The following is a 26,560-nucleotide window of genomic DNA, read 5'->3' as shown; positions in this document are numbered from 1 at the left end:
AAATCAAATAAAAATGAGTTCCGCTATTAAAATTGCTTTAGTAGATGACGAAGTTTTATTCCGGAAAGGAATATCTTTTTTATTGCAAAGAGAAGATAATATCGATATTATTTTTGAAGCATCAAACGGAGAAGAACTTCTGTCTAATTTAAATGACAGCATAATCAAACCGGATATTATTATGATGGATTTGAAAATGCCTGTTCTTAATGGCGTTGAAGCCACAAAAATAATCCGAAAATTATTTCCTGAAATCAAAATAATTGCCTTAACAAGTTATGATACAAAATCGTTTATCGCAAACATGATTCAGGTTGGGGCTGTTGCTTATTTAATCAAAAATACAACTCCAAAGGATTTAATTCACACCATTAATCAAGTTGCAAAAAAAGGTTTTTATTATAGTGAGAATGTTCTAAAAACAATCCAGGAAACTATTATTTCGACTAAAAATTCAAAAGGAAATTTAGAAACAAGTTTTCTTTCGCCGCGCGAAATAGAAATTCTTCAGCTTATTTGCCTGCAAAAAACAACTACAGAAATCGCAGAGCATCTTTATTTGAGCCCGAGAACCGTAGAGGGACATCGTAATAATTTATTGTTAAAAACGGAATCCAGAAATATTGCAGGATTAGTAGTGTATGCGATTCAAAACGAAATTGCAGTTTTAACAATTTAAAATTTAACTTGTCAAAAACTGAATAGAAAGTACATAATACAATACTATCGATACTACAAGTAAACACAAGGCTATTTTTTGCATTACATTCATCCCCTTTGGTTGGTTATTACTATCATTAAACTTCATGGTTTTTGGTTTTTCATTGATTAGTTTGATGATTCGGGATAGCAAATGTAATAATATTTTGATTTCGTGAAATAGGTATTTCTACCTGATTTTGAGAAGATTGCTGTTGTTTCTCTTTTATTACAAACTCTTATTTAACATTTAATAAATTATAAAACAGTTATATCTATTGTGTTTTTAAGCGCTTCCTTTATATCTTTACTAAAATAATTTTCTAATGAATAAGAGTTTAGTTTATATTTTCATATTTCTACTTTCATTAACGGCAAAAGCTTCGTTTATCTTAATTCCGATGGACGAAACTACACAACAAAATCATCTAAAAGCATACGGAATAACCTATTGGTGTTTAAGTAAAGATTATAAGGCAAGTTGGTTGCTTAATTATCGTGGAGGTTCATTTTTGTTGCCTGATGCTGACGAAATTCGTAAAGAATGCAAGATTCGCGGAGTAAGCTTTGAAGTGCTTTCGGATAGTGAAGAAGCTTCGATTTTAAACGACATCTCAAGTCCGTCACAAAATATGGAATCGGTTATTCTCGAAAAAGCACCTAAAATTGCAGTTTATACTCCAAAAGGAAAGCAACCTTGGGATGATGCTGTGACATTAGTTTTAACCTATGCCGAAATTCCTTTTACCCCAATTTATGATGAAGAAGTTTTAAGTGATCAATTGCTGCTTTATGATTGGTTGCATTTACATCATGAAGATTTTACAGGACAATACGGTAAATTTTATGCCGCATATAAAAATACACCCTGGTATATCGACCAAAAAAGAGATGCTGAAGCTCTTGCAGCAAAGTTAGGTTATAGTAAAGTATCACAAGAAAAAGGCGCAGTAGCTAAAAAAATAAGGGATTTTGTTATTGGCGGAGGATTTATGTTTGCGATGTGTTCTGCAACAGATAGTTTTGATATTGCACTTGCAGCTGATGGTGTTGATATTTGTGAAGCCATGTTTGATGGAGATGCCAGCGAATCTAATTACCAGTCAAAATTAAATTACAGTAACTCATTTGCGTTTAAAGATTTTACATTAGAAAGAAAACCCGAGGTATATGAGTTTTCAGATATTGATATGACGGCTAAGCGAAGAATTCCGATGGAAAAAGATTATTTTTCCTTAATGGAATTTTCTGCAAAGTGGGATCCAATCCCTAGTATGTTGTGCCAAAACCATACACAATTAGTAAAAGGTTTTATGGGGCAAACAACCTCATTTGATACAGCATTGATAAAATCGAATGTTTTAATAATGGGAACCTGCGAACTTAATGGTGAATCAAGATACATTCATGGCGAAAAAGGAAAAGGAATGTTTACTTTTTTTGGAGGTCATGATCCTGAAGATTTTCAACATCAGGTTGGAGATCCTCCTACAGTTTTAGATCTGCACCCAAACTCTCCGGGATATCGTTTGATCCTGAATAATGTTTTATTTCCTGCTGCGAGAAAGAAAAAATTAAAAACATAATTAATTACTTCAAGTTAAATTCGAACCAAACAGGAATATGATCTGATATTCTTCGGGCTTCTTTTAGCGAATTAAAATTCTTGTAAAACGGAACTATACCGGAATTGATAAATTCTAAAGAATTTGTTTTGTAAAATATATTATCAAATTCAGAAGCGAGGCAGATATTGTTTTTGCATTGCTGTTTTAATGTTGTCTTTTGATTTTGCAAAATAGGAGAGTACCCCATTTTTTTTAAAGGATTAAATACTGTGTGGGATTGAGGGCAATTAAAATCACCCAAAAACACTAAATTCAAAGAAGGATATTCAAGAGGGAGAAATTTAAAGTACTTAATTTCGGTTTCCGGTTGTTTGCTTTTGGTAATAGCATGAAAATTAACCAGTGTGATGTTTTTTTTATTTATTTCGAAAGTTGCGAAATAAGGTTCTCTGTCAATTTCAAGATGATATTGTTTTTCTAACCAGGCGTTTCCTTTTAATTTGATTTTGCTGGTTTTCCAAAGAAAAGCATAACGTTCTGTTTTGTAACTGCTGCCACTTGTTGGATTGCTAATAGAGTAGTCCCATTTTGTGCCTTTTTGGTTAAGCAACTGAGCAAGTTTTGCGACAGCCTGTGCGCCGCCGTATCCTGAAACAACTTCCTGAATTGCAACAATATCATAATCTAAGATAGTGTTGGCTATATAATTTAATTCAGATTCAGATTTAGATTTTCCAAAGTTTTCTAGATTCCAGGATAGAATTTTGGTTTGTGAAAAGGTGAGAAAGGTAAAGAATAAAAGAACAAAACTTAAAATGTATTTCATGCTGTAAGTAAAAATTCAAATATAAGCATTTAAAATTTTTAGACGCGTTGTTTTACTTTAGATGAAATTGATTTGTATTGATTTTGTTCATCTCAAGGAATTTATGACTAAAAAGAAACTGTATGAATAAAAAGAATAGGAGTTATTCTTTCTTATACCTGTTCTTTAAAGCGGTTCCTATGATGATAATTTGCAAAACAAGAAGAGCGGGTATGAAAATAATTTTCCAGTCTATTTCCAGCCAGCCTGTTTTTTCAGAAACAAATGCGAAACTTAATGATAGAAAAAGACAAAGTAACATGGTTTTCATAACGATTTTATTTTGAGTGGTATTAATTTTCGAGATGAACATTTGCCGCAAACGCTTCCCTGAATTAATTTTATATTTAGCTTTCATTAGGTGGTTAATAAAATTCTACACAAACTTAAATCTATAAAAACTCATTTCCTTACGGGAATCCGTAAAAAAGTTATAAAATTTACACCAGACCGAAATCTTTTGCAATCGCAATTAGGTGTACGTTATTGTTAGCCTTAAAATATATTTTTAATTTATTAATACGTTTCTCAATACTGCTGGTTCCGTTTGGAGTTATTGAAGAAGCCTTGAATTCACTTGAGATATTTTCTAAGATATAGCCTTTAGCCAAAAGTTTTAAGATCGAAATGTCATAAGATTCAATTTCAATCAGAGCTTTATCATTAAAACTAAAAGATAAATCTGAAGAAAGGATTTTTTCCTCGTTTCTAAAAGTACCTTCAATTGCTTTTCTTAATTCAAGAATACTGTTTCTGCCTTTAGAAACATACGCATTAATACTTAAATCGTAAAAAAGAGATTTTATTCGATAAGACTTATCTTCAATAGAGAAAACTATTTTTTTTAATTTAGGCTGAACTTCATTCGCCGCTTCAATAAGCTCTTCGCCACTGGAAAGAGTTATATTACGATGATCAGACTTAAATGATAAATCACTTATCAGTAGATCATAAGGTTCGTTTTCAAGCAATGCTTTTTTTATTTTTAATAAGCCGTCATCGCAATATTTTACATGATCAATGGTTTGAACTTGTAAATCTTCAAGCACTTGAATAACTGCTATGCTTATACTGTCTAAATCTTCGGCAACTAAAACTTTTTTGAACATATTATGGTGTTTACAAAGGAAAGGTGAAACTTAATCTAAATCCTTTTTCTGGATTGTTGTCAAAAATAATATTTCCATTTATAGTTTTAATACGGTTTTCCACATTTTGCAATCCATTTTTTAAATTTGGTGTACTATTTTTCGTTCCAATCCCATTGTCGTTATAAATTATGGTCATGGTTTTGTCATTTATTTTAAAATTAATACTCACTAAAGTGGCCTGACTATGTTTTTTCATGTTGAAAAAAAGCTCCTGTAAAATTCTATAAAGAACTATTTTTTTGTTTCTTTCGACATCATCCCATAAAATCGAATCAAAACCATTTAATAAAATATTCAGTTCAGGAGTTTTAAACCCCGAAATCATTTCTTTTAAAGCGCTTGCATAATGTTTTCCGGTAGTAATAGCGCTATTTTCTTTAGAAATATTTCTTGTTCTTGCATAAATTGCGTCAAGGTTGCTCAACAATTTTTCTTTATTATCTTCATTTGTCAAATCAATATTTTCTGCAAATGTCAATGTCTCGTAAACATCATGAGTCAGTTCGGCGCTTAATTGATTCGAAATTCGTAGTTCACTTTTAAGAACAGCATCATTTTTTTCTTTTTTTCCTTTAATAGTTAAATAACAATAAAGAAATAAACTAAACATAGTTGTAAAAAAAAGAATGATGTACGAAAGAATGTTGCGATTTTTTTGTCTCTCTAACTGCAATTCATTTTTTACTTTTTCTGCTTTGTACTGCAGGTTTTCATCTTTATCTTTTTTTGAATAGTATTTAATTCTGGCAAATTGATTTTTAGCTGTTTTTCTGGCTTTCTCAATACTATCAGATAGTTGAATAAATTGAGTTGAGTATTCTTTTAATTTTTTGCCTTGGCTTGTCTTTGTTAATAAATTTAAGCTCTGAAGTTGGTTATGTGCATCATTTAATTTATTCGATAGCAAGTATGCTTTTTTTGCATAAGGCTGTGCTTTTTGAGGATTGCTTAATTGAAAATATTCAGCAATGTGCAAATTAGTGTATAAAAGCGCATAACTATCCTTTAATTTTAGTTGTATGGTCATCGCTTTTTTATAATAATCAATAGCTTCCGGTTTACCCTGCTGATGGTAACAGAGTCCTACATCATCTAAGATTCTCGCATATTCATAATCATTTATGTGCTTATTATTTTTGCAAATCGTTTTAATTTTTGATAAAGGAATCAATATGCTTTCTGCAAGCTTTACTTTTTTCTGCTTCAGGTATATTTGTGAAATACTATTAAGAACGGTTATCTTTCTAAACGAACTGGTTTTAAGATGTAGTGCTTTTTGGTAATACAAAAGAGAATTTTTATAATCGTATGTATAATAATAATTGGCACCAAATTGTTCATAGACATTTGCAGCGAACCTTGGTTTTTTTATTTTTTTTAAATACGGAAGTGTTTTTGTTAGTAATATTTCGCTAGCAACAAAATCACCCTGGATTTGTTCAATTGCTGCCATGCAGGTAAGTGCATAAACATACTCTATGTAATATATATCAGTATCACACAGTAATTGTGCTTGATTAAAATAATCGTATGATCTGTTCAATTCGTAGGAATCGTAAAGAATGTCTGCTTTATTAAGTACTTTTCGTATCTCAGATTTGTTATAGTTTCTTTTAATAACAGGTTCAGGTTTTGGAGATTTTAGTAAATAAATCACACATCCTAACATTAAAAAAATGAGAATGGACAAAGAATATTTTAAAAATGTTTTATCCTGTAATGATTTGAAAATCTTTTTTATCATAACAAAGGAATTTTTATAAATACTTTAAAACCTTTTCCGGGATCTGAATCTATGTCGATCTTTCCTTTTATTGAATAAATTCTATTTTCAACATTATGAAGTCCGTTTTTAAAAGATAGTTTTGTTAGGTCAGCACCTTTTCCGTTATCGGTATAATTGATAATAATATTTTTTTCTGTTTCTTTAAAATTGATTTCTACTAAACAAGCGTCACTATGTTTTTTCATGTTTACAAGTAGTTCCTGAAGTACTCTGTAGACTGTTGTTTTTTTAGTTCTATTCAGAGTTTTCCAGGAAATTGTATCCAGATTGTTTAGAATAATACTCGCGTTTGAAGTATTAAACCCTAAAATCATTTCTTTTAAACCTGAAACATAATTTTCATCGGTAATAATAGAGCATTTTTCTTTTGATATGTCTCTGGTTCGCGAATATATAATATCAAGATTATTTAATAAATGCTCTTTGTTTTCAGCTAACGCGAGGTCCTTGTTTTCAACAAATGCCATTGTATGATAGATGTCGTTGGCTAATTCATCGTGTAATTTTTTAGCAATTCGGGTTTCGCTTTTATAAGTTGCTTCAATTTTTTCTTTCTTTCCTCTCGAAGTCAGGTATAAATAGAGTACTATTATTAAACTCAAACTAATTACAATAATAATATATGCAATTATATTTCGGTTTTGCTGCCTTTCCAGCTGTAGTTCGTTTTCTGCCTTATGAGTTTTAAGTTTTAAATTCTCGTCCTTCTCTCTTTTAGAATCATATTTTACTCGCGCAAATTGATTTTTGATTTTCTGTCTCACTTCAAAAATACTGTCAACGAGATTGACATACTTCGTAGAATATTTTTTCAATTCTGCACCAGAACTATTTTGGGTAATTAGTTTTAGTGAAGATAATCTTTCATCAGCATTATTAACAATAGTAAATTGATTGTAGCTTAACAGCATATATTTTTTTGCCAGAGAAGGATTTCTTTTCTCATAGAATTTTGCCAAATGAAGATAGCTTTTCCCTAAATCAAAAGAACTGCCTTTCTTTTGCCTTATTTCAAGACTATTATTTAAGTAATAAATTGCCTTTTCAAAGTCATTTGTTTTAAAATAGCAAAACCCAACATTGTCTAATGCTTTAGCATAAAACAAATCATCATTTAGTACTTCTTCTTTTGTAATTAAGGAAAGAAAGATTTCCAGAGACTCTTTGTATTTCTCTTCTTCAATCAAAATGACAGCAATATTATTTTGAGCTGCTAAATTTCGCCAAGGTGCTGTTTGCAATTGCAAAGCCTTTTGGTTGTATAATGTTGCATTTTTATAGTCGTATGTGTTTAAGTAATTAATACTTAAAATAACATAGCTATTCCATGCATATTCTGGGGTTTTTATATATTTTAAATAAAGTAGTGCTTCAGTAACTGTAGATTCGCTTCCTGCATAATCACCGTGACTTTGCTGAATTTCCGCCATTCTGTTTAAAGTGCTTACATAATTTACCGCATCAGTTACTGGATCGCAGATAAACTTTACTTTATTATAATAATAGAAAGCGCTATCAAAATCATTGCTATCATAAAAGCTATTGGCAACTTTAATTAGTTTGTCAATTTGTGGTTTTGTACTTTTTTGATTTAGGGTTTTGTTACTTTTCTGTTGGCAGGAAAAAAAGACCAGAAAAGTAAAAATTATATAGAGAAAACTGCGCATTATATTTGTGGTATCATGCGCCAAAAATAAAGAATTTTAACTCTTAAAAAAGAGTAGAAATACGGTATTTTGTGTTTATTTGAAGTTTTATTTTTTAATTGATATTCAGTGTTATAAGGGCAATACATCGTTATTTGTAAGTATTGCCCGAATATATATATTAAGAATTGGTGTTCCTGAAATTAAACAGCCCTCATTCCTGTTGCTATTGCTAATCTGTTCCAGGAATTAATAGTGATAATGATCAGAATAATTTCTGCTAAATATTTATCATCAAAAAGGCGTGCAGCATTTTGATAAACTTCGTCAGAAACATGATTGGTAATCATTGTAATTTGTTCCGTTAAAGCTAATATTGCCTGTTCTTCTTCGGTAAAACATCCGCTTCACGCCAGGCACTTATCAGATAAATGCGTTTTTCAGTTTCACCATATTTTCTGGCATCTGCAGTATGCATGTTAAGGCAAAATGCACAGCCATTTATTTGTGAGGCACGAATTTTTATTAGTTCTTTTTGTATAGGAGTTACTGAGGTAGTTGCATTGTATTTTTCTAAATTCATTAAAGCTTCATACGCTTCAGGAGCAACTGTTGGGATAACGATTCTTGGTTTCATTTTACTTATTTTTTAAAGTGTGATACAAAGGTCTTGCATATATATATCAAAAAACTTGAAGTACTTCAAGAAATGAATCTAGATTTTGCCAGATCTGATTTTACTCATAAATTCTGCCGAGAAATCGAGATAGGAGGCAAGCATGTATTGCGGAACGCGTTGAACAAATTCAGGATGCAAACCATTAAAATGATGATACCTTTCTTCTGCCGACATGGTAAATAAAAACTTGATTCGCATTTGTGCAGCACCAAAAGATTTTTGTGCAACAATTCTAAAGTAACGTTCCAGTTTGGGGATCTGAAACAGAATGGATTCTAAAGTCGTTTTTTCTATGGCAATTACCTCGGATTTCTCTACAGCCTGTATATAAAAATGAGACGGAATATGATTATGATAACTCAGGTAATCTGTAATCCACCAATTCTCAATCCCAAACTGAAGCGTTTGCTCAACTCCTTTATCGTTGATGATATATTGTCGCATACAGCCTTTAATAATAAAGTAAAGCGTGTTACAAACCTGACCTTCTTCTACTACAAGTTCCTTTTTCTTAATAGTAGAAATATTTAAGCAAGAATCCAGAATGTCTGTTTCTTCAGAGTTTAATTGTACTATCTTTTCAATATGTTGTAAAAGCGCCTTTTGCATGATGTGTATGATTGTATAACAAATGTACTTTTAAAATTTAATTCTTAAAAACGAGAATTTCCAAATGAGCCTAAAAGCAAAAAACCACTCGCGTTAGCGAATGGTTTTTCTATGATAAGTAAGTAATCTAAATTGAGTTTATAAAACGTTTATTTTACTTTGTTAAGTATTGCTTTGAAAGCTTCAGGGTGATTCATTGCTAAATCTGCAAGAACTTTACGGTTCAATTCGATTCCGTTAGCTTTTACTTTACCCATGAATTGAGAATAAGACATTCCTTCCAATCTAGCTCCAGCGTTGATACGTTGAATCCATAATGCACGGAAATTTCTTTTGTTTTGTTTTCTATCGCGGTAAGCGTAGCACATTGCTTTCTCTACTGCATTCTTAGCAACTGTCCAAACGTTTTTACGTCTACCAAAGAAACCTTTGGCTTGCTTCATTATTTTTTTTCTTCTTGCTCTTTTGGCAACTGAATTTACTGCTCTTGGCATAATTTTAATGTGTTTTTGTAGCAGGCGTCCTGAATTAAATCAAAGGAACTTAAAAGCCATACTCCAAGGTTATATAAATGATTTTTAACCTAAAGAATTATTAGATAATTCTTAATTGTTGTTTAATGCTTTTCATATCTGTTTTGTGAACTAGCGCTGAGTGAGTCAAAGCTAATTTACGTTTTTTAGATTTTTTAGTCAAGATGTGACTTTTAAAAGCATGCTTTCTTTTAATCTTTCCAGAACCAGTAACTTTAAAACGTTTCTTGGCGCTAGATTTTGTTTTCATTTTAGGCATTTTTCCTAGTGTTTTAATTTATTCTTACTTACTTATATCTTTGTTTCAAATCTACAGTTTCAAACTCAGGAACTGAATACTGAAACTGTAAACTGACACTATTTTTTCTTTTTAGGAGCAATGAACATGATCATTCTCTTTCCTTCCAAAACCGGCATAGCTTCCACTTTACCGTATTCTTCTAAGTCTGTAGCCAAACGTAGTAATAAAATTTGCCCTTGATCTTTATAGATGATAGAACGTCCTTTAAAAAAAACGAAAGCTTTTAGTTTAGCACCTTCTTTTAGGAACTTTTCAGCATTCTTTCTTTTAAATTCGTAATCATGCTCATCCGTCTGAGGACCAAATCTAATTTCTTTTACTACAACTTGCGTTGACTTAGCTTTTAATACCTTATCACGTTTCTTTTGTTCGTAAACAAATTTCTTGTAATCCATGATTTTACAAACCGGCGGCTCAGCATTTGGCGAAATTTCAACCAAATCCAATTCGAACTGATCCGCTAAACGTAAAGCTTCTGCAAGCTTAAACACACCTGGTTCGATGTTCTCGCCTACTAGTCTTACTTCTTGTACACCACGAATAAGGTTATTTATTCTGTGTGCATCTTTTTTTTCTACTCGAGGTTGGTAACCTCTGTTGCTTCTTATTGCTATGACTTTATAATTTAAGTTAAACTGTAAAAACTTTTAATGTCTTTTTTATTTCTTCGTTTACAATAGCGACAAATTCATCAATTGTAACTGTAATATTCCCTTTTCCTTCTTGCCCGTGACGACGGATCGAAATAGTTCCGTTTTTCTCCTCTTCCTCACCTACAATAAGCATAAACGGTATTTTTTGCATTTCAGCATCTCTAATTTTCTTACCAATAGTCTCGCTTCGGTTGTCAATTAGGGCGCGAATTTCGTGATTTTCTAGCAAATCTAAAACTTTTTTAGCATATATTTCGTATTTCTCGCTCAAAGACAAGATTATAGCCTGTTCTGGCATAAGCCAAAGTGGGAAATTTCCTGCTGTATGCTCCAGTAAAATTGCTATAAAGCGTTCCATAGATCCAAAAGGAGCTCTGTGAATCATAACCGGACGATGTAATTCATTATCAGCACCTTTGTAAGTCAATTCAAAACGCTCAGGCAAGTTATAATCCACCTGAATAGTTCCCAATTGCCATTGTCTTCCTAGGGCATCTTTAACCATAAAGTCTAGCTTAGGTCCGTAAAAAGCAGCCTCGCCATATTCTACAACAGTATTCAGTCCTTTATCAGCCGCAGCGTTAATAATTGCATTCTCAGCTTTCTCCCAATTTTCATCAGAACCAATATATTTATCTCTGTTTTCCTGATCTCTCAATGAAATCTGAGCAGTAAAGTTTTCAAAACCTAACGAACCAAATACGTAAAGTACCAAGTCAATTACTTTTTTAAATTCTTCGTCTAATTGCTCAGGAGTACAAAAAATATGCGCATCATCCTGAGTAAACCCTCTTACACGAGTTAAACCATGTAATTCGCCAGATTGCTCATATCTATATACAGTACCAAATTCAGCATAACGCTTAGGTAAATCTTTATACGACCAAGGTCTTACGTTATAGATCTCACAGTGGTGAGGGCAGTTCATTGGTTTCAATAAAAACTCCTCACCTTCGGCAGGAGTGTGTATTGGCTGAAAACTATCAGCGCCATATTTAGCATAGTGACCAGAAGTAACATAAAGTTCTTTCTGACCAATATGTGGAGTAACCACTTGCTCGTATCCGGCTTTTTTCTGTGCTTTCTTCAAAAATTGCTCCAAACGATCTCTAAGCGCAGCACCTTTAGGTAACCATAAAGGCAAACCTTGTCCAACTTTCTGAGAGAAAGCAAACAATTCAAGTTCCTTACCTAATTTACGGTGATCACGACGTTTAGCCTCCTCAAGAAGTTCAAGATATTCAGTCAGGTCCTTTTGTTTTGGGAAAGAAGTTCCGTAAACACGAGTCAGCTGTTTGTTTTTCTCATCACCTCTCCAGTAAGCACCCGCAACACTCATAATTTTAAAAGCCTTGATGATACCAGTATTTGGGATATGTCCACCTCTACATAAATCAGTAAAAGTAGCATGGTCACAAAAAGTAATAGTTCCGTCTTCAAGATTCGAAATCAATTCAGTCTTGTAAACGTTATCTTTATATAGTTCTAAAGCATCTGCTTTACTAACCGGGCGCATTTTAAACTCATGTTTTCCTCTTGAAATTTCAAGAACACGATCTTCAATCTTTTTAAAATCAGCATCAGTAATCTTCTGATCTTCAAAATCCACGTCATAGTAAAAACCGTTAGAAATTGCAGGCCCAAGAGTTAGTTTAATTCCCGGGAACAATTCCTCCAGTGCTTGCGCCATTACGTGCGAAGTCGAATGCCAGAAAGCTTTTTTACCTTCCGCATCATTCCAAGTATATAAAATAAGACTACCGTCGGTCGTCAATGGAGTTTCGGTTTCAATTGTTGTACCATTAAAAGACGCAGAAATCACGTTTCTTGCAAATCCTTCACTAATGCTCTTAGCAACCTCCATCGGAGTTACGCCTGAAGCAAACTCTCTAATTGACCCGTCGGGTAAAGTAATCTTAATCATTGTTTATAATTTTGTGAATGCAAATATAACGCATTACAGAAATACATACAATACATATATTCATGTTTATACTATTAATATAATAGGGCGGAATTAATTTCCTTCAATCGGTCTGGCTTTTACCTATATTACAGTAGGACTGAATTCATAACCCGACAGTTTTCAAAAGCCGTCGGGTTTATTTTTTGCACCTATATATAAGGACAAGTTTCTACTATAATATATAAGAGCAATTTTTACATATAATACATTGACTAGCTTTTATTGGAATTTGGAATTTTAAAGATTTGGAATTTAATAAAGATCAGGAGCTATTTCCCGCTGTCCTTCCAATCTTTTGTGGTGAACCCCACCACAAAAGGATTTTCCCTCTCATCGGGGCTAGGGCAGTAGTTTTCAATAGAAACATTAGTAAGAAGAAGAAAGAAATCGCCCCAAAAGAATAAACTTTGCGACTTAGCTCCCGATAACTATCGGGATTGCGCGATAAAAAAAAACAGTAAAACCCCCAGCTTTGCGGCTTTTTCAAAACAAAGCCAAGAAAAAAGAAACCTTCGTGCCTTAGCGCCTTCGTGGCAAAACTCATTAAAACTACCCAAAACAGGCAAAACCCAACAAAGTCACCCAAACCATAAAAAAAAACTTTGGCTTGTAAAAATCACCCAGCCAGCAACTTATAAAAAAGATGGAAAATATATAAATAAAAAGCTTGTAAATGTAAATAAAGGGGCTACTTTTGCACCCGCAACAACGACAGACGTTCTTTTAAATACTGACAAGCAAACGAGATCAATGAGAAAATTTATTTTTAGAAAAAGATTGAAAAAAGCTTGTGAGATTTGAAAACAGATGTTACATTTGCACCCCGCAAAACACGGAAAGTTCATTGATAGATTGGTAGGTTTTAGAAGTAAAAAGAAAAGAAATTTTCTTTAGAAAAAACTTCAAAAAACATTTGCCAGTTAGAAATAAGTTTTCTACTTTTGCACCCGCTTTGAGAAACAAGCGAAACAAAATTGAAACACGTTCGTAGACATATTGAATTGACAGCCGCTTTAACAGAGATGTTAGGGCAAAAGAATAAAGAGTAAGATAATCGAGAGATTAGAGAATAACCGATAGAGACTGATTCGAATAACAATAGCTTGAGCAATCAAGCAAACAATATACGATGAAGAGTTTGATCCTGGCTCAGGATGAACGCTAGCGGCAGGCTTAACACATGCAAGTCGAGGGGTATAGGTTTTCGGATCTAGAGACCGGCGCACGGGTGCGTAACGCGTATGCAATCTACCTTTTACAGAGGGATAGCCCAGAGAAATTTGGATTAATACCTCATAGTATAGCAGTTTCGCATGAAACCACTATTAAAGTCACAACGGTAAAAGATGAGCATGCGTCCCATTAGCTAGTTGGTAAGGTAACGGCTTACCAAGGCTACGATGGGTAGGGGTCCTGAGAGGGAGATCCCCCACACTGGTACTGAGACACGGACCAGACTCCTACGGGAGGCAGCAGTGAGGAATATTGGACAATGGGCGCAAGCCTGATCCAGCCATGCCGCGTGCAGGATGACGGTCCTATGGATTGTAAACTGCTTTTATACGAGAAGAAACATCCCGACGTGTCGGGACTTGACGGTATCGTAAGAATAAGGATCGGCTAACTCCGTGCCAGCAGCCGCGGTAATACGGAGGATCCAAGCGTTATCCGGAATCATTGGGTTTAAAGGGTCCGTAGGCGGTTTAATAAGTCAGTGGTGAAAGCCCATCGCTCAACGGTGGAACGGCCATTGATACTGTTAGACTTGAATTATTAGGAAGTAACTAGAATATGTAGTGTAGCGGTGAAATGCTTAGAGATTACATGGAATACCAATTGCGAAGGCAGGTTACTACTAATTGATTGACGCTGATGGACGAAAGCGTGGGTAGCGAACAGGATTAGATACCCTGGTAGTCCACGCCGTAAACGATGGATACTAGCTGTTGGGAGCAATTTCAGTGGCTAAGCGAAAGTGATAAGTATCCCACCTGGGGAGTACGTTCGCAAGAATGAAACTCAAAGGAATTGACGGGGGCCCGCACAAGCGGTGGAGCATGTGGTTTAATTCGATGATACGCGAGGAACCTTACCAAGGCTTAAATGTAGATTGACCGGTTTGGAAACAGATCTTTCGCAAGACAATTTACAAGGTGCTGCATGGTTGTCGTCAGCTCGTGCCGTGAGGTGTCAGGTTAAGTCCTATAACGAGCGCAACCCCTGTTGTTAGTTGCCAGCGAGTCAAGTCGGGAACTCTAACAAGACTGCCAGTGCAAACTGTGAGGAAGGTGGGGATGACGTCAAATCATCACGGCCCTTACGCCTTGGGCTACACACGTGCTACAATGGCCGGTACAGAGAGCAGCCACTGGGCGACCAGGAGCGAATCTATAAAACCGGTCACAGTTCGGATCGGAGTCTGCAACTCGACTCCGTGAAGCTGGAATCGCTAGTAATCGGATATCAGCCATGATCCGGTGAATACGTTCCCGGGCCTTGTACACACCGCCCGTCAAGCCATGGAAGCTGGGGGTGCCTGAAGTCGGTGACCGCAAGGAGCTGCCTAGGGTAAAACTGGTAACTAGGGCTAAGTCGTAACAAGGTAGCCGTACCGGAAGGTGCGGCTGGAACACCTCCTTTCTAGAGCCTTATGTGTTAGTTGATTTATCAACACGCTGAGGAAAAAAGAAGAAGCTTTATAGGATTATAATTTTAAGACTATTTTACTCTTGCTGTTAGTTCAAATAATAAATTTTAAGTAAAACAGAGTCTCGTAGCTCAGCTGGTTAGAGTACTACACTGATAATGTAGGGGTCGGCAGTTCGAGTCTGCCCGGGACTACTTTTTTAAGGTTTTCAATTAAAAATTGAGAATTAAAAATTAAAAAAGACTGTAAACTTAGAAAAAGGAAATTTTAGAGGTTGAGTAACCGTTTTAAGTACTGTTAACTGAGGACTGTTAACTGACAACTAAAAAATGGGGGATTAGCTCAGCTGGCTAGAGCGCCTGCCTTGCACGCAGGAGGTCAACGGTTCGACTCCGTTATTCTCCACAAAAGTAGTGATCGGTAAAATGGTGGTTGTTGTTCGGTGCAAACTGAATACTAAAAACTGTAAACTGAGCACTGGCTTAAAGTTCATTGACATATTGAGATAAGAAAATAATAAAAAGTAGAAAGCGTTTTTATTAGCAATAATAAAGACAAAAAAAACGGTCATAATTGATTTTATGATTGGTACAATAAGCAAAATAAGGGCGTATGGGGGATGCCTTGGCTCTCAGAGGCGATGAAAGGCGTGATAAGCTGCGAAAAGCTACGGGGACGGGCACACACCGATTGATCCGTAGATACCTGAATGGGGCAACCCACTATGTTGAAGACATAGTACACCGATAGGTGGGCAAACCCGCTGAACTGAAACATCTAAGTAGGCGGAGGAGAAGAAAACAAAAGTGATTCCGTAAGTAGTGGCGAGCGAACGCGGATTAGCCCAAACCAATGTTGTTACGGCAAGATTGGGGTTGTAGGACCACGACATTTTATGTACAAGGAACCGGAAGTTACTGGAAAGTGACACCATAGAGGGTGATAGTCCCGTATGGGTAACGAGTATAATAGATAGTGGTATCCTGAGTAGGGCGGGGCACGTGAAACCCTGTCTGAATTTGGCGGGACCATCCGCTAAGGCTAAATACTCCTGAGAGACCGATAGTGAACCAGTACCGTGAGGGAAAGGTGAAAAGAACCGTGAATAACGGAGTGAAATAGATCCTGAAACCATACGCTTACAAGCGGTCGGAGCCCTTTCGTGGGGTGACGGCGTGCCTTTTGCATAATGAGCCTACGAGTTAACGTTGCTGGCAAGGTTAAGTGGTTAAGCCACGGATCCGTAGCGAAAGCGAGTCTGAATAGGGCGCTTTAGTCAGTAGTGTTAGACGCGAAACCGTGTGATCTACCCATGGGCAGGATGAAGCTGTGGTAACACACAGTGGAGGTCCGAACCGGTTGACGTTGAAAAGTCTTCGGATGACCTGTGGGTAGGGGTGAAAGGCCAATCAAACTCGGAAATAGCTCGTACTCCCCGAAATGCATTTAGGTGCAGCGTTATGCGTAAAGTTATATAGAGGTAGAGCTACTGATTGGATGCGGGGGCTTCACCGCCTACCAATTCCTGACAAACTCCGAATGCTATATAATGTTTCATAACAGTGAGGGCTTGGGTGCTAAGGTCCAAGTCCGAGAGGGAAAGAACCCAGACCATCAGCTAAGGTCCCCAAATATATACTAAGTTGAAAGAACGAGGTTTGTCTGCCCAGACAGCTAGGATGTTGGCTTGGAAGCAGCCATTCATTTAAAGAGTGCGTAACAGCTCACTAGTCGAGCGGACGAGCATGGATAATAATCGGGCATAAGTATATTACCGAAGCTATGGATTTAGAGTTTACTCTAAGTGGTAGGGGAGCATTCTAACAGGGTTGAAGGTGTATCGTAAGGTATGCTGGACTGGTTAGAAAAGAAAATGTAGGCATAAGTAACGATAATGCGGGCGAGAAACCCGCACACCGAAAAACTAAGGTTTCCACAGCTATGCTAATCAGCTGTGGGTTAGTCTGGTCCTAAGGCGAACCCGAAAGGGACAGTCGATGGCTAACGGGTTAATATTCCCGTACTACTAATTACTGTGATGGGGTGACGGAGTGATGAAAGCGCCGCGAACTGACGGAATAGTTCGTTGAAGTACCTACCTATAAGATCTGCAGGCAAATCCACAGATTTTGGGGAAATACGATAGTACTCGGAGTCTTCGGACAAAGAGATAGTGCGCCTAAGGGCTTCCAAGAAAAACCTCTAAACTTCAGGTAATTAGTACCAGTACCGTAAACCGACACAGGTAGTTGAGGAGAGAATCCTAAGGTGCTCGAGAGATTCATGGCTAAGGAATTAGGCAAAATAGACCTGTAACTTCGGGAGAAAGGTCGCCAGCAGCAATGCTGGCCGCAGTGAAGAGGTCCAGGCGACTGTTTATCAAAAACACAGGGCTCTGCAAAATCGTAAGATGAAGTATAGGGCCTGACACCTGCCCGGTGCTGGAAGGTTAAGAGGAGATGTTATCTTCGGAGAAGCATTGAATTGAAGCCCCAGTAAACGGCGGCCGTAACTATAACGGTCCTAAGGTAGCGAAATTCCTTGTCGGGTAAGTTCCGACCTGCACGAATGGTGTAACGATCTGGACACTGTCTCAGCCATGAGCTCGGTGAAATTGTAGTAACGGTGAAGATGCCGTTTACCCGCAGTGGGACGAAAAGACCCTGTGCACCTTTACTATAGCTTAGTATTGACCTTGGATAAATGATGTGTAGGATAGGTTGGAGACTGTGAAGTGGCGTCGCCAGGCGTTGTGGAGTCATTGTTGAAATACAACCCTTTGTTTATCTGAGGCCTAACCCCGTTTTGCGGGGGACATTGCTTGGTGGGTAGTTTGACTGGGGTGGTCGCCTCCAAAAGAGTAACGGAGGCTTCTAAAGGTTCCCTCAGTACGCTTGGTAACCGTGCGTAGAGTGCAATGGCATAAGGGAGCTTGACTGAGAGACATACAGGTCGATCAGGTACGAAAGTAGAGCATAGTGATCCGGTGGTTCCGCATGGAAGGGCCATCGCTCAAAGGATAAAAGGTACGCCGGGGATAACAGGCTGATCTCCCCCAAGAGCTCATATCGACGGGGGGGTTTGGCACCTCGATGTCGGCTCGTCACATCCTGGGGCTGGAGAAGGTCCCAAGGGTTGGGCTGTTCGCCCATTAAAGTGGCACGCGAGCTGGGTTCAGAACGTCGTGAGACAGTTCGGTCTCTATCTACTGTGGGCGTTAGAAATTTGAGTGGATCTGATTCTAGTACGAGAGGACCGAATTGGACAAACCTCTAGTGTATCTGTTGTCCCGCCAGGGGCACCGCAGAGTAGCTACGTTTGGAAGGGATAAGCGCTGAAAGCATATAAGCGCGAAACCCACCACAAGATGAGATTTCTTTTAAGGATCGTGGAAGATGACCACGTTGATAGGCTATAGATGTAAAGGCAGTAATGTCATAGTCGAGTAGTACTAATAATCCGTAAGCTTATGTACACCCTTTTCTCCCGACTCAGGTCGGGAGAAGAAACTTTCTAAAAATAATAAATAAAAATACTTTTCTTTATCTCAGTATGTTAAGATATTACTTCAATTAAAAATTTTGAATTAAAAATTAAAAATTGAAGAACAAATTGCCCAAAGCAATTATAACTTCTTAAGGTGGTTATTGCGGCGGGGCTCACCTCTTCCCATCCCGAACAGAGTAGTTAAGCCCGCCTGCGCAGATGGTACTGCAGTTATGTGGGAGAGTATGTCGTCGCCTTTCTTTTGAAAACCCTGTTTCTAACGAAACGGGGTTTTTTGTTTTAGATTGGTTCGTAGTTTGGTTTAACCGCAAGGAACGCAATGGTTTTTTGGATTCTTCTGGATTGCTAAGTCCGCAAAGATGTGGATATAGAAAAAATTACCACGGAGAACGCAAAGTTTTTTAATATACTAAGTTTAGAAAAAAAACAAAGTTCACAAAGCTTTGTGGACTTTGATTGTGTAAACACTACTTAAATCTTAGTGAAATTTGCGAATCCCGATAGCTATCGGGATTGCGTTCTCTGCGTTAAAAAATAATTAGGGAATATAAAATTTTTAATGTCCCTCCACAACATTCAGTGTTGATACGTCAATCCTAAAACCTCTGAAGCAAAAAAATTACCGCAAAGATCGCTAAGTTTTTATACTCTTAGCTTTTTATAAAGGCATCTCGAAGCCTCGGGACGTAAAGCTGTATATTGATTTAGCTTTGCGAACTCTGTGTTTATAAGAAATTCTTAGATAAAATCTTTGTTTCTCTGCGGTAAAAAAACAGTCAGCATTTGTAAGTTGCTCCACAACATTTAGCGTTGATCCGTTAATGTTGGGGTCTAGAAATTGAAACCATTGGCTAGTTTGCAAAAAGTTATAGATTACCTGGGGTGAAGTGAATAGACGTAATACATTGGGATTTGGAATTTTATAAATTGGAATTTCTTTTGAAAATAGTATTTCTATTTACCTCTAAACTGCGTTAGGTAAGGAAGCGGTATCCTTCTGTGAAACACTAGACTTCTGGCGAAGCCAAGCCAAAACCTCTCTAGCAAAAGATTTAGCGGACAACCCGGTCCGCCGCGGCGGAAAAACGCCCAAATAAACTTAGGTGTAATTTTCTGTAATAATTTCTGTTAAATTATAATCGTTTTTGAGTTTTAAATTATGGTGTGTTAGCCTATCTAAATGTGAATCTGTATTTTTGTATTATATATTATAATTGAAGTATGAAAAAAAGTATTGTATTGTTGACATTGTTTGTTATCTCAAATTTAAGTGCTCAACAGCGACCTAAGTTGGTGGTAGGTATTGTAGTAGATCAGATGAAAATGGAGTATTTATATCGGTTTTCAGATGATTTCTCTCTAAACGGATTTAAGAGATTGATGAATAATGGATATACTTTTCAGAATATGCATTATAATTATATGCCTACTTATACTGCTCCGGGACATGCATCTATTTACACTGGAACTACGCCAGCGACTCACGGAATTGTGGGCAATGAATGGTTTAGCAGAACGCTGGGCAAGCAAATGTATTGTACAGATGATGCAGGTGTAAAAACGGTAGGTGATGGTACTGCAGAAGAAGGGGCTATGTCTCCTAAGAATTTGCAAAGTACTACTATTACTGACGAAGTAAGAATGGCGACTAATTTTGAGGGAAAAGTTATTGGAATTAGCCTAAAGGATCGTGGTGCAATTCTACCAGCGGGTCATTTTGCAAACTGGGCTTTTTGGTACAGTAAAACTGGTTCTTTTATCTCAAGTACTTTCTACGGAGAAAAATTACCGGAATGGGTTACTGAGTTTAATAATGAGAAACATTATATGCCTTACATTAATAAAGGTTGGGATTTGTATAAACCAGTTGCTACTTATAACGAAAGTTTACCGGACAATAATCCTTATGAAGGTAAATTGTACGGAAGTACAGCTCCTGTTTTTCCGTATGATTTAAAATCAATGTACGAAAAGAATGATGCCGGAGTTCTAAGAGCAACTCCTTTTGGGAATGATTTATTGGCTGAATTTGCTAAGAAAGCTATTGAAAAAGAAGAATTAGGAAAAGATAATATTACTGACTTTTTGACTGTAAGTTTCTCTTCTACTGATTATGTGGGTCATTTATTAGGGCCGCGCTCTATGGAGTTGCAGGATACTTATTTAAGACTTGATCAAACGATCGCTGACTTCCTGACTTATTTAGATAAAACTGTAGGGAAAGGAAATTATTTACTTTTCTTAACTGCAGATCATGCTGGTGCTGAAAATGTGATTTATTTGAAAGACCGAAAATATAATGTAGATAATTATCCATCTAAAGATGTTAAAAAGAGTTTACAGGATTTTTCAACGAAAACATTTGGAGCTGATTTAATTTTAAATTATTCAAATTTTAATGTTTTCTTTAATAAGCAAATTATTAAAGATAAAAAGTTAGATTTGGTAAAAATAAAACAAGCTTTTAAAGAATTTTTGATTTCGCAGCAACAAGTTAAAAAGGTTTACACTGAAGAAGAAATATTGGCTAATTCAGGAAATGACTATTATTTAAATTTTGTTGCAAAAGGTTTTGATGTAACTCAAAATGGAGATTTGGTTATTATTGATAAGCCAGGTGATATAGAATATTCAACTACAGGAACATCACACGGAACACCTTATAGCTATGATACTCATGTGCCAGCTATTTTTTACGGATGGCATATTAAGAAAGGAGAATCTTATGATAAAAAGGCTATTACTGAAATTGCTCCAACGATAGCCCAGAAAATTAAAGTTACTTTCCCAAATGGGACTGAAGCAAAAGTGTTACAAGAAGTATTAGATGAGAAAAAATAGTTTTCACTATTATATATAAACTAAAAACCTGTCATAATTTATGATAGGTTTTTTTATGTAAAAAAAAAAGGCTTTTCAATTAAGAAAAGCCTTTTGAATAGTGTTTAGTAAGCACTTATTATAATGTTAGCCTATGCGTTTGCTAACACTACTTCATTAAAAGGAAGATTCCAAGCTTCAGCAACTCCTTTGTAAAGAATTTTTCCGTTAGCAATATTTAATCCTTTTTTTAATTCTTCATTTTCGCTACAAGCTTTTTCCCATCCTTTGTTTGCTAATTGTACTGCGTAAGGCAAAGTAGCATTAGTTAATGCTAAAGTAGATGTGTAAGGAACAGCGCCTGGCATATTTGCTACACAGTAGTGAACAATATCATCAATGATAAAAGTTGGGTTTTCGTGTGTTGTAGGAGTACAAGTTTCAATACATCCTCCTTGGTCAACTGCAACGTCGACAACCACAGTTCCCGGACGCATTAATTTAAGCATATCACGAGTAATTAAGTGAGGTGCTTTTGCTCCTGGAATCAAAACTGCTCCAACAATTAAATCAGCTGTAGCAATTGCTTTTGTTATATTGTAATGATTAGACATTTCTGTATTTACGTTTGCCGGCATAATGTCATCTAAATAACGTAAACGTGGCAAACTTAAATCCATGATAGTTACCTGAGCACCTAAACCAGCAGCCATTTTTGCAGCCTGAGTTCCAACGATTCCTCCACCTAAAACTAAAACTTTAGCAGGAGTTACACCTGGAACACCACCTAAAAGGATTCCTCTTCCTTTTAATGGTTTTTCAAGGTATTTAGCTCCTTGTTGGATCGCCATACGACCAGCAACTTCAGACATTGGAACTAATAAAGGTAAACTACGGTCTGCTTTTTCTACTGTTTCGTAAGCTAAACATACAGCACCTTTTTCAAGCATTGCATGAGTTAATGGCTCTGATGAAGCAAAATGGAAGTAAGTAAATAATAATTGATCTTTTTTGATTAATGGATATTCAGATGCAATTGGTTCTTTTACTTTGATGATCATTTCAGCAATAGCGTACACTTCTTCAATAGTTGCAAGAACTACTGCACCTGCATCTGCGTATTCCTGATCAGCAAAACCACTTCCTAAACCAGCAGTTGCCTGAACATAAACTACATGTCCGTGTTTTTTCATTTCAGAAACTCCTGCAGGAGTTAAAGCTACACGGTTTTCGTTATTTTTTATTTCTTTTGGAACACCTATTATCATTTTTGTTGGATTTTTTTGTTTTTGTTGAGATTCTTTTACAAAACTACAGATAGAGAATTTATTATGGATTAAGGACCTATAAATAAGAAAATATTATTTTATTTTATACTTTTACAGAAAAATATTCTATTTGAGGGTATTTAAACTCCTTCAAAGAGAAAAAATGACTTATTTTTATTAATTACAGAAAACGTTTTCGTTATGGCTTTAGATGAAATTGACAAAAAAATCTTACGTCTCTTACAGGAAAATGCGCACTACACGCTAAAAGACATCGCAAACAAAATAAATTTGTCTTTAACCCCTGTTCATGATCGGGTAAAACGTCTTGAAAAAGATGGAGTTATTGAAAAGTATGTTTCGATTTTGAATAAGAAAAAACTCGGCAATAATCTTACGGTTTATTGTCAGGTTACCTTAACAAAGCAAACTTATGATACATCTGAAGGATTCAATCAGTCTATTTTGAATTTGCCTGAAGTCGTAGAGTGTAATTATGTTTCTGGAAATTTTGATTATATGCTAAAAATTATCATCCCGGATATGGAAAGCTACCATCAGTTTCATCAAAAAAAATTATCGATATTACCAGAGGTTTCTCTTATAAATACCGTTTTTGTAATTTCTGAAGTAAAGAGTACAACTGTTTTACCAATATAATTTGAGAATTTACATTCTGATTTAAATCGTTTAAAATTCTTAATAATAGAAAAAACCACCAGACAATGCCTGATGGTTTTAGATAAATGGTTGGTTTTGGTTTTATATTAATAGTAAGTAAAACGTCTTACTTTGGCAATGTATTTTGCTAATCTAATTACCTGGTGGCTATAACCGTATTCGTTATCATACCAAATATATAGTATTATGTTTTTTCCGTCTTTAGATACGATTGTTGCATTACTATCATAAATAGATGGTGCAGAAGTGCCAACAATATCAGATGACACTAATTCGTTGTTTAATGAATATTTTATCTGCTCAACTAATTCCCCTTCCAGAGCGTATTTTTTCATGATTTTATTAATGGCTGGAATCGAAGTGGCTTTTTTAACTTCTAAATTCAAAACTACTAAGGAGCCATTTGGTACAGGAACTCTAATGGCATTCGAAGTTAATTTTCCTTCTAATGAAGGTAATGCCTTTGCAACAGCATTTCCGGCACCGGTTTCGGTAATAACCATGTTTAAAGCAGCAGCTCTTCCGCGACGGTATTTTTTATGCATATTATCGACCAGATTTTGATCGTTTGTATAAGCATGAATAGTTTCTAAATGCCCTTTTACAACTCCTAATGTATCTTCAATTGCTTTTAAAACGGGAGTAATAGCATTTGTAGTGCAGGAAGCCGCCGAAAAAATATTTATTTCGTCAGGATTATATTCGTTGTGATTTACACCATGTACAATATTCGGAATTCCTTTTCCGGGTGCGGTCAATAAAACTTTACTCGTTCCAGGCGATGTTAGATGTCTTTTTAAAGCTTCTTCAGTAGTAAAAGCCCCGGTATTATCAATTACTAATGCATCATTAATTCCGTATTGGGTATAATCAATTTCTTCAGGAGAATTTGCTGTGATAATATGTACAGTTGTTCCGTTTATAATCAATGCATTGTTTTTTGGATCAGCAATCACAGATCCCTGAAAATCGCCGTGAATAGAATCATATCGCAAAAGAGAAGCTCGTTTCTCTAAAGTAGATGCGTCATTTTTGTCACGGGTTACAATCGCTCTCAGTCGTAATTGGTTTCCTTTTCCTGTTTTAGACATTAATTCTCTTGCTAATAAACGCCCGATTCTTCCAAAACCGTACAATACAATATCTTTAGGTTGAATTTCTTCAGATGATTTAGCTTTTTTCAATTTTTCGAAAACAAAATATCGCGCATCAGGATATTTTTCATCTTCTAAACGATATTCGTAAGTCAGTTTTCCAAGATCTAATTTAGCAGGCGGAAGATCTAATGATAAAATTACTTTTGCGATTTCAACCGAATCAAAAATGGTGATGGGCTTGCCTACAAACTCACCTGCATATTGATGCAAATTGATAATGTCGCTCACATTTTTATCCAATAACTGATTTTTGAATAAAACCATTTCAATGGATTTGTCATACCATAAATCGCTTATGATTTTAATTAATTCGACACCAGCTCTTCTTCGGTCGACTTGTAATGATACCTCTTTTTGGTACAAAGATTTTTTGCTCATAATTGATTAAATTGAAAAAATAAATACACGAATATTTTTAAATTTTGCGCAAAAGTATCTATTTCAATCGATTTCGTAAACTATTTTGTGAATTATTTTTGAAATAAAAAAAGCCACCTTATTGCTAAGATGGCTTTTTTACATTGTTAACTTTATAAGTTTTCAGTCTCGGTCCCAGTTTTCAGTCTGTAAAGAAACTGTATACTGTTACTGGAAACTTAGACTTTTTTTTTAAATAATAATTCTAAGGATTTCTCCATTTTTATTGATCATTTCAAGACGAACACTTTGTCCTTCATCTTTTCTGTTTAAAAGTTTAGAAACGGTCTCAATGTTCGTTGCTTTTACATTATCAATACTTAAGATTATATTGCCCTGTAATTCGTTTTGATATTGCATTAAATTTTCATTGTTGATATTTCTGATTTTTACACCATAATCAATTCTGAATTTCTTTTTGTCGGCAGCATCAATGTTTTCTAATTCAATACCTTTAAATTCGGTACTATAAAATTCATTTTTGCTCAAAGTTACCGGAACTGTTTTGGTTTTCCCTTCTTTTATATAAGTTACTTTAACAACGTCATTTGGTCGTTTTGTATTGATATATCCTGAAAGATCAGCATAAGTCGCAATATTTTGATCGTCCAGTTTTACAATAATATCTCCTTTACCAAGACCGGCTTTTTCTGCACCTGAATTTTTAGAAACTTTACTGATGTAAAAACCCTGAGTTTCAGTAACACCTAGTTCTTTTGAGGCGGTACTATTTAATTCTCCACCTTCAACGCCTAAAATTCCTCTTTGTACATTACCGAATTCCATTATATCTTCGATAATTTTTCGGGCGATATTAGAAGGAACAGCAAATGAATAACCAACATAAGAACCTGTCATAGATGAAATCATGGTATTAATACCAATTAATTCACCTCTTGTGTTCACCAATGCACCACCACTGTTTCCTGGGTTTACGGCAGCATCAGTCTGAATAAAAGACTGGATTCCGTTAGTGTCTAAATTTCTGGCTTTCGCCGAAACAATTCCGGCAGTTACCGTCGAAGTTAAGTTATACGGATTTCCAACTGCCAAAACCCATTCTCCAATTTTCACAGAATCTGAATTGGCAAAGGCTGTATAAGGTAGTTTTTCATTAGCATCGATTTTTAGTAAAGCGATATCCATTTTAGAATCGGTACCAATTAGTTTTGCTTTATATGACTTTTTATTGTTTAAAGTAATTTCGATTTCTGTAGCATCTTTGATCACGTGATTATTTGTGACAATATATCCGTCTTCAGAAATAATGACACCAGATCCCGTTCCAACTTGTTCTTGTTGCTGTTGGCCACCATAACCATAGAAAAATTCTAACATAGGATTGCTAACCGTTCTTCGCGAAACATTTTTTACGTGAACGACAGTATGAATTGTTTTATCTGCCGCAGCTGTAAAATCGACCGTTTCAGCAGATAAAGCGACATTTTTTCCAAACGAATTTGGTGCAAGAGTTACAACAGAATTTTGTCTTCCAAAAAAAGAATTGTTGCTTTCAAATAATAATTTGTAAGCACCAAGCGTAGTAGCACCACTAAGTAGTGAAACCAAAAATAAGGTTGAAAGTCTTTTCATAGCTATATTTTATA

17 protein-coding genes, 2 tRNA genes, 3 rRNA genes and 1 pseudogene are annotated in these 26,560 nt (G+C 35.6%); 9 read left to right on the top strand and 14 right to left on the bottom strand.

Annotated features, from left to right (window positions below; translation table 11 throughout):
* The first annotated feature begins 13 nt into the window (after positions 1–13).
* Together LNP81_RS00195 and LNP81_RS00190 are read left to right on the top strand one after the other, a co-directional pair.
* Positions 14–679, top strand: a complete 666-nt coding sequence (locus LNP81_RS00195; protein ID WP_230032404.1) for a response regulator transcription factor — start codon at positions 14–16, stop codon at positions 677–679.
* Between the two features lie 346 nt (positions 680–1,025).
* Complete coding sequence (locus LNP81_RS00190; protein ID WP_230032402.1) at positions 1,026–2,285, top strand: asparagine synthetase B; 1,260 nt, start codon at positions 1,026–1,028, stop codon at positions 2,283–2,285.
* A gap of 4 nt (positions 2,286–2,289) precedes the next feature.
* Here the strand turns inward: LNP81_RS00190 and LNP81_RS00185 are convergent, their stop codons facing one another.
* The 11 genes and pseudogenes from LNP81_RS00185 to thrS all read right to left on the bottom strand — a co-directional run bounded on the left by LNP81_RS00185 (position 2,290) and on the right by thrS (position 12,414).
* Complete coding sequence (locus tag LNP81_RS00185) at positions 2,290–3,093, bottom strand: endonuclease/exonuclease/phosphatase family protein (RefSeq protein WP_230032398.1); 804 nt, start codon at positions 3,091–3,093, stop codon at positions 2,290–2,292.
* A gap of 142 nt (positions 3,094–3,235) precedes the next feature.
* Entirely contained in the window at positions 3,236–3,445 is a 210-nt protein-coding gene (locus LNP81_RS00180) for a hypothetical protein (protein ID WP_346432750.1), read from the bottom strand.
* A 127-nt stretch (positions 3,446–3,572) separates the two neighbouring features.
* Positions 3,573–4,241: a helix-turn-helix domain-containing protein gene (locus tag LNP81_RS00175; RefSeq protein ID WP_230032393.1), complete on the bottom strand. Its 669-nt coding sequence runs from the start codon at positions 4,239–4,241 to the stop codon at positions 3,573–3,575.
* A 10-nt stretch (positions 4,242–4,251) separates the two neighbouring features.
* Positions 4,252–6,027 (bottom strand): tetratricopeptide repeat-containing sensor histidine kinase, encoded by a 1,776-nt coding sequence (locus tag LNP81_RS00170; protein WP_230032392.1) that lies wholly within the window; start codon positions 6,025–6,027, stop codon positions 4,252–4,254.
* Complete coding sequence (locus tag LNP81_RS00165) at positions 6,024–7,736, bottom strand: tetratricopeptide repeat-containing sensor histidine kinase (RefSeq protein WP_230032391.1); 1,713 nt, start codon at positions 7,734–7,736, stop codon at positions 6,024–6,026. The genes LNP81_RS00170 and LNP81_RS00165 overlap by 4 nt, the downstream gene beginning before the upstream one ends.
* A gap of 182 nt (positions 7,737–7,918) precedes the next feature.
* Positions 7,919–8,352 (bottom strand): annotated as a pseudogene (locus LNP81_RS00160) (carboxymuconolactone decarboxylase family protein).
* A gap of 78 nt (positions 8,353–8,430) precedes the next feature.
* On the bottom strand, positions 8,431–9,003 hold the full coding sequence (locus LNP81_RS00155; RefSeq protein ID WP_230032390.1) for a Crp/Fnr family transcriptional regulator: 573 nt from the start codon (positions 9,001–9,003) through the stop codon (positions 8,431–8,433).
* A gap of 149 nt (positions 9,004–9,152) precedes the next feature.
* Positions 9,153–9,497: a 50S ribosomal protein L20 gene (rplT, locus tag LNP81_RS00150; RefSeq protein WP_041515545.1), complete on the bottom strand. Its 345-nt coding sequence runs from the start codon at positions 9,495–9,497 to the stop codon at positions 9,153–9,155.
* 100 nt (positions 9,498–9,597) lie between these two features.
* Positions 9,598–9,795: a 50S ribosomal protein L35 gene (rpmI, locus tag LNP81_RS00145; protein WP_022827375.1), complete on the bottom strand. Its 198-nt coding sequence runs from the start codon at positions 9,793–9,795 to the stop codon at positions 9,598–9,600.
* A gap of 98 nt (positions 9,796–9,893) precedes the next feature.
* Positions 9,894–10,445 carry a translation initiation factor IF-3 gene (gene infC / locus LNP81_RS00140; protein ID WP_072964996.1) on the bottom strand — a complete coding sequence of 184 codons (552 nt, stop codon included), beginning with the start codon at positions 10,443–10,445 and terminating at the stop codon, positions 9,894–9,896.
* Between the two features lie 22 nt (positions 10,446–10,467).
* Positions 10,468–12,414, bottom strand: a complete 1,947-nt coding sequence (gene thrS / locus LNP81_RS00135) for a threonine--tRNA ligase (protein ID WP_173972430.1) — start codon at positions 12,412–12,414, stop codon at positions 10,468–10,470.
* Positions 12,415–13,582: 1,168 nt separating this feature from the next.
* Between thrS and LNP81_RS00130 the strand changes: the two genes are divergently transcribed.
* From LNP81_RS00130 to pafA, 6 genes are all read left to right on the top strand, one after another.
* Positions 13,583–15,096, top strand: a 16S ribosomal RNA gene (locus LNP81_RS00130).
* 127 nt (positions 15,097–15,223) lie between these two features.
* A tRNA-Ile gene (locus LNP81_RS00125) sits at positions 15,224–15,297 on the top strand.
* 137 nt (positions 15,298–15,434) lie between these two features.
* Positions 15,435–15,508, top strand: a tRNA-Ala gene (locus tag LNP81_RS00120).
* A gap of 186 nt (positions 15,509–15,694) precedes the next feature.
* Positions 15,695–18,578 (top strand): 23S ribosomal RNA (locus LNP81_RS00115).
* A 161-nt stretch (positions 18,579–18,739) separates the two neighbouring features.
* Positions 18,740–18,849 (top strand): 5S ribosomal RNA (gene rrf / locus LNP81_RS00110).
* Together the 16S, 23S and 5S rRNA genes with 2 tRNA genes alongside form the textbook arrangement of a ribosomal RNA operon.
* Positions 18,850–19,831: 982 nt before the next feature.
* A complete protein-coding gene (pafA, locus tag LNP81_RS00105; protein WP_230032386.1) occupies positions 19,832–21,451 on the top strand; it encodes an alkaline phosphatase PafA in 1,620 nt (539 codons plus the stop codon).
* A 131-nt stretch (positions 21,452–21,582) separates the two neighbouring features.
* Here pafA and ald read toward each other — a convergent pair whose 3' ends face one another.
* A complete protein-coding gene (gene ald, locus LNP81_RS00100) occupies positions 21,583–22,698 on the bottom strand; it encodes an alanine dehydrogenase (RefSeq protein ID WP_230032385.1) in 1,116 nt (371 codons plus the stop codon).
* 201 nt (positions 22,699–22,899) lie between these two features.
* Between ald and LNP81_RS00095 the strand changes: the two genes are divergently transcribed.
* Positions 22,900–23,358, top strand: a complete 459-nt coding sequence (locus LNP81_RS00095) for an Lrp/AsnC family transcriptional regulator (RefSeq protein WP_065451211.1) — start codon at positions 22,900–22,902, stop codon at positions 23,356–23,358.
* 107 nt (positions 23,359–23,465) lie between these two features.
* On the opposite strand, the gene LNP81_RS00090 is transcribed toward LNP81_RS00095, so the two are convergent.
* Together LNP81_RS00090 and LNP81_RS00085 are read right to left on the bottom strand one after the other, a co-directional pair.
* On the bottom strand, positions 23,466–24,914 hold the full coding sequence (locus LNP81_RS00090; protein ID WP_230032379.1) for a glyceraldehyde-3-phosphate dehydrogenase: 1,449 nt from the start codon (positions 24,912–24,914) through the stop codon (positions 23,466–23,468).
* A 231-nt stretch (positions 24,915–25,145) separates the two neighbouring features.
* Positions 25,146–26,546 (bottom strand): trypsin-like peptidase domain-containing protein, encoded by a 1,401-nt coding sequence (locus tag LNP81_RS00085; protein ID WP_230032377.1) that lies wholly within the window; start codon positions 26,544–26,546, stop codon positions 25,146–25,148.
* Positions 26,547–26,560: the final 14 nt, after the last annotated feature.

Origin of the sequence: Flavobacterium piscisymbiosum (genome assembly GCF_020905295.1) — a bacterium.
Taxonomy (GTDB): Bacteria; Bacteroidota; Bacteroidia; order Flavobacteriales; family Flavobacteriaceae; genus Flavobacterium; species Flavobacterium piscisymbiosum.
The sequence above is the reverse complement of the archived record's forward strand: the minus strand, read 5'-3'. Positions and strand labels throughout refer to the sequence as shown.

Bases quoted from the DNA above. Each gene is read 5' to 3' on its own strand.
- LNP81_RS00195 (WP_230032404.1), top strand. From the start codon at position 14: ATGAGTTCCGCTATTAAAATTGCTTTAGTAGATGACGAAGTTTTATTC.
- LNP81_RS00190 (WP_230032402.1), top strand. From the start codon at position 1,026: ATGAATAAGAGTTTAGTTTATATTTTCATATTTCTACTTTCATTAACG.
- LNP81_RS00185 (WP_230032398.1), bottom strand. From the start codon at position 3,093: ATGAAATACATTTTAAGTTTTGTTCTTTTATTCTTTACCTTTCTCACC.
- LNP81_RS00180 (WP_346432750.1), bottom strand. From the start codon at position 3,445: ATGTTCATCTCGAAAATTAATACCACTCAAAATAAAATCGTTATGAAA.
- LNP81_RS00175 (WP_230032393.1), bottom strand. From the start codon at position 4,241: ATGTTCAAAAAAGTTTTAGTTGCCGAAGATTTAGACAGTATAAGCATA.
- LNP81_RS00170 (WP_230032392.1), bottom strand. From the start codon at position 6,027: ATGATAAAAAAGATTTTCAAATCATTACAGGATAAAACATTTTTAAAA.
- LNP81_RS00165 (WP_230032391.1), bottom strand. From the start codon at position 7,736: ATGCGCAGTTTTCTCTATATAATTTTTACTTTTCTGGTCTTTTTTTCC.
- LNP81_RS00155 (WP_230032390.1), bottom strand. From the start codon at position 9,003: ATGCAAAAGGCGCTTTTACAACATATTGAAAAGATAGTACAATTAAAC.
- rplT (WP_041515545.1), bottom strand. From the start codon at position 9,497: ATGCCAAGAGCAGTAAATTCAGTTGCCAAAAGAGCAAGAAGAAAAAAA.
- rpmI (WP_022827375.1), bottom strand. From the start codon at position 9,795: ATGCCTAAAATGAAAACAAAATCTAGCGCCAAGAAACGTTTTAAAGTT.
- thrS (WP_173972430.1), bottom strand. From the start codon at position 12,414: ATGATTAAGATTACTTTACCCGACGGGTCAATTAGAGAGTTTGCTTCA.
- pafA (WP_230032386.1), top strand. From the start codon at position 19,832: ATGAAAAAAAGTATTGTATTGTTGACATTGTTTGTTATCTCAAATTTA.
- ald (WP_230032385.1), bottom strand. From the start codon at position 22,698: ATGATAATAGGTGTTCCAAAAGAAATAAAAAATAACGAAAACCGTGTA.
- LNP81_RS00095 (WP_065451211.1), top strand. From the start codon at position 22,900: ATGGCTTTAGATGAAATTGACAAAAAAATCTTACGTCTCTTACAGGAA.
- LNP81_RS00090 (WP_230032379.1), bottom strand. From the start codon at position 24,914: ATGAGCAAAAAATCTTTGTACCAAAAAGAGGTATCATTACAAGTCGAC.
- LNP81_RS00085 (WP_230032377.1), bottom strand. From the start codon at position 26,546: ATGAAAAGACTTTCAACCTTATTTTTGGTTTCACTACTTAGTGGTGCT.